We start from the raw sequence: 12,135 nt of genomic DNA, 5'->3' as shown, positions 1-12,135 counted from the left end.
AGGGGGGCGCCACCGGCCAGGCCCACGAGGGCCGAGGTGGCGGCGGCGTCCCCCGCCGAGGGGCCCGCTCCGCCCGGGTCCCCGCGTCGGGCGGCCTCCGCCAGGTCCTCCACGGCACGGCGCAGCCAGCCCTCTCGGGGCCGCTCCTCCACACGGGGGGAGAGCGCGGCGGCCAGCACGGGCACGAGCGGCTCGGGCACGCCGTCGAGGTCCGCGGCGCCGCGGCGCACCCGGTCGAGGACGACGGGCCAGGGGCCGCGCCCGAACGGCGGGCGCCCCGTCGCGGCGAAGGCCGTCGTCGCCGCCCACCCCCACCAGTCCGCGGCGGGGCCGGCCTCGGCGCCGTCCGCCAGCTCGGGGGCGAGGTAGCCCGGCGTGCCCATGACGAGGTCCGCGCTGGTCAGCCGCACGTCGTCGGCGACCTTGGCGATGCCGAAGTCGATGACGACCGGGTCCCCGTCGAGCATGAGGACGTTGGCGGGCTTGAGGTCGCGGTGGACGACGCCCGCGTCGTGCACCGCGGCGAGCGCCTGGCCGAGGCCGTCGGCGAGGCGGGCCAGGGCGGCCGGGGCGAGCGGCCCCTCCTCCTGCACGTGCTGCTCGAGGCTGCGCCCCGGGACGAACTGGGTGACGACGTACGGCTGCGGCCCGTCGGGGTCGGCGTCGAGCACCTCGGCGACGAGGCGGTGGCGCACGCGGCGCAGGACGGCGACCTCGCGCCGCAGCCGCTCGCGCGCCGAGGGGTCGCCGGCGACGTGCGGCCGCAGCACCTTGAGGGCGACGGCCCGGTCGGCGGGGTCCAGGGCGAGGTGCACGACGCCCATGCCGCCCTCGCCGACCTGGTGCACCAGGCGGTAGGGCCCCAAGCGCTGCCCGACCAGGCGCTGCCCGACCAGAGGTCCTCGTGCGCCGGGTCGCGCCCCCGGACCCCGCTGCTCCACGCGCCCTCCCGCTCCGCCCGCGACCGGTGGTCGCGACGCCCTCGCCGTCCGCCACGGTACGACGTCCCGCAGCGGCTCCGGGCCGCCGCCGACCGCCGCCGAGGGGCTCGCCGCGGCGTGCGGCCCCGCCGCGGTCGCCACTACGTTCGGGTGCCAGGGGGCCGGCCGCGCCGCGCCCCGCCCCGGCGCCCACGGCGCCGACCGACCCCGAGGAGGCGCCCGGTGCCCGGCACGCACACGGACGAGCATCAGCCGGCGACCGCCGGCGCGGGCCTGCCGCAGGGCCTGCCCGAGGAGACGCCCGCGCCCGCCGGGCAGGAGCTGCCCACCCCCGAGGAGCGGACGCAGGTGCCGGCGGAGGGCGAGGGGTACGACGTCGTCGTCGTCGCCAACCGCCTGGCCGTGGACCGCGACGGCACGGACAAGGACGGGCATCCGCGCTGGAAGCGCTCGCCCGGCGGCCTCGTGACGGCGCTCGAGCCCGTCATGCAGTCCCAGGAGGGGGCCTGGGTCGGCTGGCCCGGCAGCCCGGGCGACGCCGAGGACGCCGTCAGCGAGCCCTTCGACTGGGGCGGCATGCACCTCGTGCCGGTCTCGCTGTCCGCGGAGGAGGTCCAGGGCTTCTACGAGGGATTCTCCAACGGCACCCTCTGGCCGCTGTACCACGACGTCATCGTGGCCCCCGAGTACCACCGGCAGTGGTGGGAGGACTACGTCGCCGTCAACGAGCGCTTCGCGGCGGCGGCCGCCGAGGTGGCCGCCGAGGGCGCCGTCGTGTGGGTGCAGGACTACCAGCTGCAGCTCGTGCCGGCGATGCTCCGGGCGGCGCGGCCGGACCTGTCCATCGGCTTCTTCAACCACATCCCCTTCCCGCCCTACGAGATCTTCGCCCAGCTGCCCTGGCGCCGGCAGGTCCTCGAGGGCCTCCTCGGGGCCGACCTGCTCGGCTTCCAGCGGCCCGGCGACGCGCAGAACTTCCTCCGCGCCTGCCGCCGGTCGCTGCAGCTCGTCCCCCGCCAGCAGGCCGTCGAGGTGCCGGCCGCGGACGGGGGGCGCCGGAGGGTGACCGCCCGCGCCTTCCCCATCTCCATCGACGCCGCGGCCATGGACGAGCTCGCGCGCTCCCCCGAGGTGCGCGAGCGGGCCCGCCAGATCCGCGCCGACCTCGGCGACCCCGACACGGTGGTCCTCGGCGTCGACCGCCTCGACTACACCAAGGGCATCGGGCACCGGATCAAGGCCTTCGCCGAGCTCCTCGACGACGGCCTCCTGCGCGCCGACGAGACGATCCTCGTGCAGGTGGCGACGCCGAGCCGCGAGCGCGTCGAGCAGTACCGGCTGCTGCGCGAGGACATCGAGCTGCAGGTCGGCCGCGTCAACGGCGCCCACGGCACCCTCGGCCACCAGGTCGTGCAGTACCTGCACCACAGCTACGGGCGCGAGGAGATGGCGGCGCTGTTCCAGGTCGCCGACGTCATGCTCGTCACCAGCCTGCGAGACGGCATGAACCTCGTCGCCAAGGAGTACGTCGCCGCCCGCCACGACGAGCGCGGGGCGCTCGTGCTCTCGGAGTTCACCGGCGCCGCCGACGAGCTCGGCCAGGCGCTGCACGTCAACCCCCACGACATCGACGGCCTGAAGTCGGCGGTCGTGCAGGCCGTCGTCATGGGCCCGCGCGAGCAGCGCCGGCGGATGCGGTCCCTGCGGCGGCGCGTCTTCGAGCACGACGTCCAGCGGTGGGCGCGCGACTTCCTCGCGGCGCTGCGCCCGGACGTCGGGGCGGACGTCGGCGCCGAGGCGGTCGAGGGCGGCGCGAGCGGGTCCGGAGAGCACGGGAGCCGCTCGTGACCGCCGACGGCGGCGCGGCCGGGCGCCTCGACGACGGGCTCGAGGAGGCGCTCGCCGCCCTCGCGGCCTCACCGCGGCCGCTCGTGGCGCTGGACTTCGACGGCGTCCTCGCGCCCCTCGTCGACGACCGCGACGCCGCCCGGCCGCTGGAGCGCTCCTCCGCCGCCCTGGCGGCGCTCGCCGGCCTCGAGGGCGAGCGCGCCGTCGCCCTCGCCCTCGTCTCCGGCCGCCCCCTGGCCTCCCTCGTGCCGCTGGCGGCCCCGCCCGCCGCGGCGGCGCTCGTGGGCAGCCACGGCGCGGAGGTGCGGATGCCCGGGGACGAGGAGCCGAGCGCCCCCCTCGACGCGTGGCAGGAGGCCCTGCTCGGCGACGTCGTGGCACGGGCCCGCGCCGTCGTCGCCGACCACCCCGGCACCGACCTCGAGGTGAAGCCCGCGGGCGCCGTGCTGCACACCCGCACCGCGGACGTGGCGACCGCCTCGGCCGCCCAGCGGGCGCTCGTCGACGGCCCGGGGCGCCTGCCCGGCGTCCGGGTGCTCCGCGGCAAGGACGTCGTCGAGCTCGCCGTCCTCGACGTCGACAAGGGCCGCTCGCTGGAGGCGCTGCGCGAGGACCTCGGCGCCACGGCCGTGCTCTACGCGGGCGACGACGTCACCGACGAGCACGCCTTCGCCGTGCTGCGCGACGGCGACGTGGGCGTCAAGGTCGGCGACGGCGGGACGGCGGCGCGCCACCGCGTCGCCGGGCCCGAGGACGTCGCCCTCCTCCTCGAGCGCGTCCTGGCGCTGCGCACCGGCTGACCGGAGGGCGGCACGAGGACGGCGTCCGCGGTGCCCGGCGTGCGCGGGACCGGTGAGGCCCCGAGGCTGGGAGCGGTCCAGCCCGCGGCCGCCGCCCGCCCGTCCGTCCCCAGGAGGACACCGTGAGCCAGCCCGCCCAGCAGCAGACGCCCCCCGGCTCGACCGCCGACCTGGACCCCCAGCCGGACCACGGCGAGGAGAGCTACCGCGGCTCCGGCCGCCTCGAGGGCAAGGTCGCCCTCGTCACCGGCGCCGACAGCGGCATCGGCCGCGCGGTCGCCCTGGCGTACGCCCGCGAGGGCGCCGACGTCGCCGTCTCCTACCTCGACGAGCACGACGACGCCCGCGAGACCGCTCGCTGGGTCGAGGAGGCCGGCCGGCGGGTGCTCCTGCTGCCCGGCGACCTGGCCGACCCGCAGCACTGCCGTGACGTCGTCACCCGGACGGTCGACGAGCTCGGCCGCCTCGACGTCCTCGTCAACAACGCGGCCTTCCAGATGTCGCACGAGAGCATCGAGGAGATCCCCGACGAGGAGTGGGACCACACCCTCGCGGTCAACCTCAGCGCGCTGTTCCACCTGACGAAGGCCGCTGCGCCGCACCTGGGGCCGGGCGCGTCGGTGATCAACAGCTCCTCGGTCAACTCCGACCAGCCCAGCCCGCAGCTGCTGCCGTACGCGGCGACGAAGGCGGCCATCGCCAACATCTCCGCGGGGCTGGCGCAGATGCTCGGCGAGCGCGGGATCCGCGTGAACAGCGTCGCCCCCGGCCCGGTGTGGACGCCGCTCATCCCCTCGACGATGCCCCCGGAGGCCGTCGAGTCGTTCGGGGCGCAGACGCCGCTCGGACGGCCCGGCCAGCCCGCCGAGATGGCGCCCGTCTACGTGATGCTCGCGAGCGACGAGGCGAGCTACGTGTCGGGCGCGCGGATCGCCGTCACGGGGGGCAAGCCCGTCCTGTAGGCCCGCGCGGGGCCCCTCCCGCGCACTCCCCCGGCACGCGCCCGGTGCGCGCGCGCCCGACCGCGACGGCGGCGCCCCACGGCACCGCCGTCGTGGTGCATGATGTGCCCGCACGGCGACGTCGCCGTCCCCCGCAGGGGCACGGCACGACGCTGCGCCCGCCCGGTGAGCGGCCTCGCAGCAGAGGCCGCGCCCGGTCGGCCGCGGTCGCGCGCTCGGAGCAGAGCCGCACGCCCGCAACCGCAGTCGCACGCCCGGCACCGAGGGCTCCCCCTCGACCGCCGCCACCCCTACGACGGATCGTCCGGCACGTACCTGCCGGTGGGAGGACACACCATGGCAACGGTCACCTACGACAAGGCCTCGCGCATCTACCCGGGCGGCGACAAGCCGGCCGTCGACGCGCTGGACCTGCACATCGAGGACGGCGAGTTCCTCGTCCTCGTCGGCCCCTCGGGCTGCGGCAAGTCCACCTCGCTGCGCATGCTCGCCGGCCTGGAGGACATCAACGCGGGCCGCATCATGATTGGCGACCGCGACGTCACCGACGTCCAGCCGAAGGACCGGGACATCGCGATGGTGTTCCAGAACTACGCGCTGTACCCGCACATGACGGTCGCCGACAACATGGGCTTCGCCCTGAAGATCGCCGGCGTCAACAAGGGCGAGATCCGCACCCGCGTCGAGGAGGCCGCCAAGATCCTCGACCTCACGCAGTACCTCGACCGCAAGCCGAAGGCCCTCTCCGGCGGCCAGCGCCAGCGCGTCGCCATGGGCCGCGCGATCGTCCGCCAGCCGCAGGTCTTCCTCATGGACGAGCCGCTGTCGAACCTCGACGCCAAGCTCCGCGTCCAGACCCGCACGCAGATCGCGCAGCTGCAGCGCCGCCTCGGCGTCACCACGGTCTACGTCACGCACGACCAGGTCGAGGCCATGACGATGGGCGACCGCGTCGCCGTCCTCAAGGACGGCCTGCTCCAGCAGGTCGCGACGCCGCGCGAGATGTACGACCGCCCGAAGAACGTCTTCGTCGCGGGCTTCATCGGCTCGCCGGCGATGAACCTCGTCGAGGTGCCCGTCACCGACGGCGGCGTCGTCTTCGGCGACTACACCTACCCCGTGCCGCGCGAGCTGCTCGCCGGCGCCGGCAGCCGGGTCGTCGTCGGTGTCCGCCCCGAGGACCTCGACATCGCGGAGCGGGGCCTCAAGGTCGAGGTGGACGTCGTCGAGGAGCTCGGCGCCGACGCCTACATCTACGGCCGCGCCCACCTCGACGGCACCGAGGGCGAGATCATCGCCCGCGTCGACGGCCGCCGTCCCCCGGAGAAGGGCTCCACGGTGCACCTCGCGCCCAAGCCCGACCACGTGCACCTGTTCTCGGCCACGGACGGCCACCGCCTCGAGGCCTGAGCCCCGCGGCGCAGACGCGCGAGCACGCGCAGGAGGGCCGGTCCGCTCGTCGGGCCGGCCCTCCGGCGCGTCCGGCGCGCGCCCCGTCCCGGACCCGGCTCCCGGGGCGCGCACGCGCCCGGCGCCGCCTCGTCCGGACCCCGGCAGTGGGAGGATCACCAGCATGGCCGGTCTGCAGATCACCGCGGCGGCGCCCGACCCGGCGCTGCTCGACCTCCCCTGGGAGCTCCCGCTCGAGGAGTGGCCGGCCAGCCGCATCGCCGCCCTCCCCCGCGGCATCTCGCGGCACATCGTGCGCTTCGTGCGGATGTCCGACCAGGTGATCGCCATCAAGGAGATCGCCGAGGGCACCGCTCGCCGCGAGTACCAGATGCTGCGGATGCTCGGCCGCCTCGACGTGCCGTCGGTGCACCCGGTCGCCGTCATCTCCGGCCGCGAGGGCCGCGACGGCGAGCCGCTGGAGGCTGCGCTCGTCACGAGCCACCTCCAGTTCTCCCTGCCCTACCGCGCGCTGTTCAGCCAGGTGCTGCGGCCCGACACCGCGACGCGCGCCATCGACGCCCTCGCCGTGCTGCTCGTGCGGCTGCACCTCACGGGCTTCTACTGGGGCGACGTCTCCCTCTCCAACACCCTGTTCCGGCGCGACGCGGGCGCCTTCGCGGCCTACCTCGTCGACGCCGAGACGGGCGAGCTGCACCAGGAGCTCTCGACCGGTCAGCGGGAGTACGACCTCGAGGTCGCGCGGGTCAACATCGCCGGCGAGCTCATGGACCTGCAGGCCGGCGAGCTCCTCGAGATCGACGTCGACCCGCTGTCGATCAGCGAGCACATCATGAGCCGCTACCGCTCCCTGTGGGCCGAGCTCACCGAGACGGAGTCCTTCGAGGCCGGGGACCGCTGGCGGGTGGCGGCGCGCATCGAGCGGCTCAACGACCTGGGCTTCGACGTCGACGAGCTGTCCATCTCGACCGACCTCGACGGCACCCGCGTGAGCATCCAGCCGAAGGTCGTGGACGCCGGCCACCACAGCCGCCGCCTGCTGCGCCTCACGGGCATCGACGCGCAGGAGAACCAGGCCCGGCGCCTGCTCAACGACCTCGACCGCTACGGCGCCGAGAGCGACCAGCAGAACGAGGACGAGGAGATCGTCGCCCACGAGTGGGTGAGCCAGGTCTTCGAGCCCGTCGTGCGCGCCGTCCCCCGCGACCTGCGCCGCAAGCTCGAGCCCGCCGAGGTCTTCCACGAGGTCCTCGAGCACCGGTGGTTCATGAGCGAGCAGCAGCGCCGCGACGTCCCGCTGCTCGAGGCCGTGGGCGCCTACGTCGCCGGGGTGCTCGTGCACCGCCGCGACGAGGCGGCGTTCCTCGGCCAGGACACGAGCCCGCTGGACGCGGTCGAGAGCCTCTGAGGCAGCGCACGGCCGGGGCGCGCCCACGACGGCGCACCCCGGCCCCCGGCGGTGCGGCTCAGCCCCGGCGGCGCGCCACCTCGTAGAGCGCGACGCCGGCGGCGACGCCCGCGTTGAGGGACTCCGTCTCCGCGCCCATGGGGATCGAGACGACCTGGTCGCACGTCTCGCGCACGAGGCGGCCGAGGCCCTTGCCCTCGGACCCGACGACGAGGACGACGGGGCCGGTGGCGAGCTCGAGCTCGGGCAGCACGACGTCGCCCTCCGCGTCGAGGCCGACGACGAAGAGGCCCGCCGCCTTGAGCTGCTCGAGCGCGCGCACGAGGTTGCCGACGCGCGCCACCGGCACGCGGGCGGCCGCGCCGGCCGACGTCTTCCACGCCGAGGCCGTGACCCCGGCCGACCGGCGCTCGGGCAGCAGGACCCCGTGCCCGCCGAAGGCCGCCGTCGAGCGGAGGACGGCGCCGAGGTTGCGGGGGTCGGTGATGCCGTCCAGCGCGACGACGAGCGCGGGCCGCTCGCTGCCCGCGGCGGCCTCGAGGAGGTCGTCGACGTCGGCGTACTGGTACGGGGGGACCTGCAGGGCCAGGCCCTGGTGGACGGCGCCGTCGGTGAGGCGGTCGAGGTCGGTCCGCGAGGCCTCGAGCAGCGGCACGCCCCGGTCGGCGGCCGTCTTGATGGCCTCGCGGGTGCGGTCGTCGGACTCCGTGCGCGCCGCCACGTAGAGCGCCGTGGCGGGGATGCCGGCGCGGAGGGCCTCGACGACCGAGTTGCGGCCCGCGACGACCTCGGTCGACCCCGCGCCGCCGCGACGGCGCGACTGCCCGGCCTGGCGCCCGGCCGCGCCGCCGCGCCCCGCCGCGGCCTGCGCCCGCTTGTGGGCCACGTGGTAGACGCGGTCCTCCGCCTTCGGCGTGGGCCCGCGGCCCTCGAGTGCCTTGCGACCTCGGCCGCCGCTGCCGACGACCGCGCCCTTCTTCGACCCGGCGCGGCGCACGGCGCCGCGCCGCTGGCTGTTGCCGGCCACTGGTGCTCCTGACTGCTCGGGGTGCTGCTCGGGTGACGTGCTGACGAGTGCTGACGGTGGGTGCCGGTGGGTGCCGGGCCTCCGGCGCCGCGGAGCTGGTCCTCGGGGCCCTCAGGCGTCCTCGGCCCAGGACCAGCGGGCGCCGTCGGGGGTGTCCTCCACGGCGATGCCGAGCCCGGCGAGCCGGTCGCGCACGCCGTCGGCCGTCGCGAAGTCGCGCTGCTCGCGCGCCGCCTGGCGCCGCACGAGCTCGGCGGCGACGAGCTGGTCCAGCGCCTGCTCGGCCCGGCCCGACGCCCCCGCGGCGGCGTCCCACTGCGGGTCGAGGGGGTTGAGCCCGAGGACGTCGAGCATCGCGACGACGCGCTGGGCCGCCGCCTGCGCGGCGGCGCCGTCGCCGGCGTCGAGCGCGGTGTTGCCCGCCCGCACGGTCTCGTGGACGACCGCGACAGCGGCCGGCACGTTGAGGTCGTCGTCGAGCGCCGCGCGGAAGGCCGCCGGGAACTCCATGGTGAAGGCCGCGTCGGCCGCCCCCGGCGCCTGCCGGGCGCGGCGGAGGAACCCCTCGACGCGCTCCAGCGCCCGGCCGGCCTCGACGAGGTGCTCCGGCGAGTACTCGATCATCGAGCGGTAGTGCGCCGTCCCCAGCGCGTACCGCAGCGCCAGCGGGCGGGCGCCCGAGGCGAGCACCGCGTCGACGACGAGGGAGTTGCCGAGCGACTTGCTCATCTTCTCCCCGCCCACGGTGACCCAGCCGTTGTGGAGCCAGGTCGTGGCGAAGGCGTCGCCCGCGGCGCGGGACTGGGCCTGCTCGTTCTCGTGGTGCGGGAAGCGCAGGTCGAGGCCGCCGGCGTGGACGTCGAAGGCGCGGCCCAGGTAGCGCCGGGCCATCGCCGAGCACTCGAGGTGCCAGCCCGGGCGGCCGCGGCCCCAGCGCGAGGGCCAGCTGGCGGCCTCGCCCTCCTTGGCGCCCTTCCACAGCGCGAAGTCGCGGGGGTCCCGCTTGCCCCGCGGGTCGGCGTCGGCGGCCGGCTCCATGTCCGCGAGCGACTGGTGCGTCAGCGACCCGTAGTCCGGCCAGGAGCGGACGTCGAAGTAGACGTCGCCGCTGCCGTCGGGCGCCGGGTAGGCGTGCCCGGCCGCGACGATCTCGTCGACCATCTCGAGCATCTCGGTGACGTGCCCGGTGGCGCGCGGCTCGTACGTCGGGCGGCGCACGCCGAGGGCGTCGTAGGCCCGCGTGAAGGCCTGCTCGTGGCGCGAGGCCCACGCCCACCACGGCACGCCCGCCGCCGCGGACTTGTCGAGGATCTTGTCGTCGACGTCCGTGACGTTGCGGATGAAGGTCACCCGCAGACCGTGCCCGGCCTCGAGCCAGCGCGCGAGGACGTCGAAGGCGATGCCGGACCGGACGTGGCCGATGTGCGGGGGCGCCTGCACCGTGGCCCCGCAGAGGTAGACGGAGACCTCACCGGGCACCAGGGGGGAGAGCTCGCGGAGCTCCCCGGTGGCGGTGTCGTGCAGGCGCAGGCTCACCCCGCGAGGCTACCGGCGCCGTCGCCCCGCTCGGCCCGCCCGCTCGGCCCCGCCCCTCGGCCCGGCACCGGTCGCCCCGCACCTCGGCCCTGCACCTCGGCCCTGCACCGGGCGCCGCTGCGCCAGGCTGGCTAGGGTCGGCCCCTCGGGGTCGGCGCTGACCGCCGGCCCTGCCGCACGCACGCCGCCGCAGGATCGGAGATCGGGATGCCGCACACCGTCCAGGGGGTGGTCTCCCGCGCGAAGGGGGCCCCCGTCGAGCTCGTGGACGTCGTCGTCCCCGACCCGGGGCCGGGCGACGCCGTCGTCGACGTCCAGGCGTGCGGCGTCTGCCACACCGACCTGCACTACCGCGACGGCGGGATCGGCGACGACTACCCCTACCTCCTCGGCCACGAGGCCGCCGGGCGCGTGTCCGCCGTCGGCGAGGGCGTCGTCGGGCTCGAGGTCGGCGACTTCGTCGTCCTCAACTGGCGCGCCGTCTGCGGCGTCTGCCGCGCCTGCGCCGCCGGCAAGCCCTGGTACTGCTTCGACACCCGCAACGCCAGCACCCCGATGACGCTGGCCGACGGCACCCCGCTGTCGCCCGCGCTCGGCATCGGCGCCTTCGCGAGCAAGACGCTCGTCGCGGCCGGGCAGTGCACGAAGGTCGACGAGCGGCTCCCCGCCGAGCAGGCGGGCCTGCTCGGCTGCGGCGTCATGGCCGGCTTCGGCGCGGCCGTCAACACCGGCGGCGTCACCCGCGGGCAGTCCGTGGCCGTCATCGGCTGCGGCGGCGTCGGGGACGCGGCCATCGCCGGCGCCCGCCTCGCCGGGGCGACGACCGTCGTCGCCGTCGACGTCGAGGACCGGAAGCTCGAGTGGGCCAAGGGCTTCGGTGCCACGCACGTCGTCAACAGCCGGTCCGAGGACGTCGTCACCCGCGTGCAGGAGATCTGCGGCGGCGTGGGCGCCGACGTCGTCGTCGACGCCGTGGGCCGCCCGGAGACCTACCGCCAGGCCTTCGAGGCCCGCGACCTCGCCGGCACGGTCGTCCTCGTCGGGGTGCCGAACCCCGAGCACACCGTCGAGCTGCCGATGGGCGACGTCTTCGGCCGCGGGGGCGCGCTGAAGTCGTCCTGGTACGGCGACTGCCTGCCGAGCCGGGACTTCCCGATGCTCGCCGACCTGGCGCTGCAGGGCCGCTTCCCCCTCGCCGACTTCGTCTCCGAGACGGTCGGGATCGGCGACGTCGAGGACGCCTTCGCGAAGATGCAGCGCGGCGACGTCCTGCGCTCGGTCGTGGTGCTCTGATGGCGCCCTCCGGCTCCGGCGGCGTGCGCGTCGAGCACCTCACGACCTCGGGGACCTTCAGCCTCGACGGCGGCACGTGGGACGTCGACAACAACGTGTGGCTGCTCGGGGACGACGACGAGGTGCTCGTCGTCGACGCCCCGCACGCGCTCGCGCCCATCGCCGAGGCGGTCGGCACGCGCCGCGTCGTGGCCGTCGTCTGCACCCACGCCCACGACGACCACGTCACCGTCGCCCCCGACCTCGGCGAGCGCTTCGCCGCGCCCGTCCTGCTGCACCCCGGCGACATGGGCCTGTGGTCGATGGCGCACCCGACCCGGGCGCCCAGCGGGGCGCTGGCCGACGGCGAGGTCATCACCGTCGCGGGGGTCGACGTCCACGTCCTCCACACCCCGGGGCACTCCCCCGGCTCGGTGTGCCTGCACGTGCCCGAGCTGGGCGTCGTCTTCACGGGCGACACGCTCTTCGCCGGCGGGCCGGGCGCCACGGGCCGCTCCTACAGCGACTTCCCGACGATCATCACCTCGATCAAGGAGCGGCTGCTCGCGCTCCCGCCCGAGACGGAGGTCCGCACCGGCCACGGCGACGGCACGACGATCGGCGACGAGGCGCCCCACCTGCAGGAGTGGGTCGACCGGGGGCACTGACGCCCCTCCCGGCGGCCGCGCCCCCCGCCGGGCCTCCCGACGGCCGGACCCGGCTGGCGGGCGGGCGCCGGGCGTCGTAGGGATGGGGGGTGCGCCCCGCGCACCGCTCGACCAGCACCGAGAGCACCACGAGACGACCGACCACCGACTCCTGGAGGAGCCATGAGCACGAGCTCTGACGACATCGAGGGCCCCGCGGACAGCGGCGCGGGCCAGGGCGTCCCCGGCCAGCACGACGGCGGCGCGGACGGCGGCGCCGAGGG

10 protein-coding genes are annotated in these 12,135 nt (G+C 76.2%); 7 read left to right on the top strand and 3 right to left on the bottom strand.

Annotation, left to right across the window (positions count from 1 at the left end):
• A partial coding sequence (locus HLB09_RS07110) for a serine/threonine-protein kinase (protein ID WP_212770692.1) occupies positions 1–941 on the bottom strand: 941 nt, incomplete at its 3' end.
• A gap of 321 nt (positions 942–1,262) precedes the next feature.
• Here HLB09_RS07110 and HLB09_RS07105 point away from each other — a divergent pair.
• From HLB09_RS07105 to HLB09_RS07085, 5 genes are all read left to right on the top strand, one after another.
• Complete coding sequence (locus HLB09_RS07105) at positions 1,263–2,789, top strand: alpha,alpha-trehalose-phosphate synthase (UDP-forming) (RefSeq protein WP_212770695.1); 1,527 nt, start codon at positions 1,263–1,265, stop codon at positions 2,787–2,789.
• Positions 2,786–3,589, top strand: a complete 804-nt coding sequence (otsB, locus tag HLB09_RS07100; RefSeq protein WP_171202696.1) for a trehalose-phosphatase — start codon at positions 2,786–2,788, stop codon at positions 3,587–3,589. The genes HLB09_RS07105 and otsB overlap by 4 nt, the downstream gene beginning before the upstream one ends.
• 122 nt (positions 3,590–3,711) lie before the next feature.
• The gene (locus HLB09_RS07095) at positions 3,712–4,551 is read left to right on the top strand and encodes an SDR family oxidoreductase (RefSeq protein WP_171202695.1); all 840 of its coding nucleotides are present in this window, start codon (positions 3,712–3,714) and stop codon (positions 4,549–4,551) included.
• Positions 4,552–4,887: 336 nt separating this feature from the next.
• Positions 4,888–5,961 (top strand): ABC transporter ATP-binding protein, encoded by a 1,074-nt coding sequence (locus HLB09_RS07090; protein WP_171202694.1) that lies wholly within the window; start codon positions 4,888–4,890, stop codon positions 5,959–5,961.
• A 163-nt stretch (positions 5,962–6,124) separates the two neighbouring features.
• Positions 6,125–7,369: a DUF4032 domain-containing protein gene (locus tag HLB09_RS07085; RefSeq protein WP_171202693.1), complete on the top strand. Its 1,245-nt coding sequence runs from the start codon at positions 6,125–6,127 to the stop codon at positions 7,367–7,369.
• 58 nt (positions 7,370–7,427) lie between these two features.
• Here HLB09_RS07085 and rlmB read toward each other — a convergent pair whose 3' ends face one another.
• On the bottom strand, positions 7,428–8,396 hold the full coding sequence (gene rlmB / locus HLB09_RS07080) for a 23S rRNA (guanosine(2251)-2'-O)-methyltransferase RlmB (protein WP_171202692.1): 969 nt from the start codon (positions 8,394–8,396) through the stop codon (positions 7,428–7,430).
• A 111-nt stretch (positions 8,397–8,507) separates the two neighbouring features.
• Positions 8,508–9,932: a cysteine--tRNA ligase gene (gene cysS, locus HLB09_RS07075; RefSeq protein ID WP_171202691.1), complete on the bottom strand. Its 1,425-nt coding sequence runs from the start codon at positions 9,930–9,932 to the stop codon at positions 8,508–8,510.
• 207 nt (positions 9,933–10,139) lie between these two features.
• On the opposite strand from cysS, the gene HLB09_RS07070 reads away from it, so the two are divergent.
• Entirely contained in the window at positions 10,140–11,225 is a 1,086-nt protein-coding gene (locus HLB09_RS07070; protein WP_171202690.1) for an S-(hydroxymethyl)mycothiol dehydrogenase, read from the top strand.
• A complete protein-coding gene (locus HLB09_RS07065; protein WP_171202689.1) occupies positions 11,225–11,872 on the top strand; it encodes an MBL fold metallo-hydrolase in 648 nt (215 codons plus the stop codon). Before HLB09_RS07070 ends, HLB09_RS07065 begins: the two co-directional genes overlap by 1 nt.
• Positions 11,873–12,135 lie beyond the last annotated feature (263 nt).

It is taken from the genome of Pseudokineococcus marinus, from assembly GCF_013004605.1.
GTDB lineage: Bacteria > Actinomycetota > Actinomycetes > Actinomycetales > Quadrisphaeraceae > Pseudokineococcus > Pseudokineococcus marinus.
The sequence above is the reverse complement of the archived record's forward strand: the minus strand, read 5'-3'. Positions and strand labels throughout refer to the sequence as shown.

Excerpts from the sequence above, each read along its gene's own strand:
- HLB09_RS07090 (WP_171202694.1), top strand. The coding sequence starts at position 4,888 with ATGGCAACGGTCACCTACGACAAGGCCTCGCGCATCTACCCGGGCGGC.
- HLB09_RS07085 (WP_171202693.1), top strand. The coding sequence starts at position 6,125 with ATGGCCGGTCTGCAGATCACCGCGGCGGCGCCCGACCCGGCGCTGCTC.
- HLB09_RS07070 (WP_171202690.1), top strand. The coding sequence starts at position 10,140 with ATGCCGCACACCGTCCAGGGGGTGGTCTCCCGCGCGAAGGGGGCCCCC.
- HLB09_RS07065 (WP_171202689.1), top strand. The coding sequence starts at position 11,225 with ATGGCGCCCTCCGGCTCCGGCGGCGTGCGCGTCGAGCACCTCACGACC.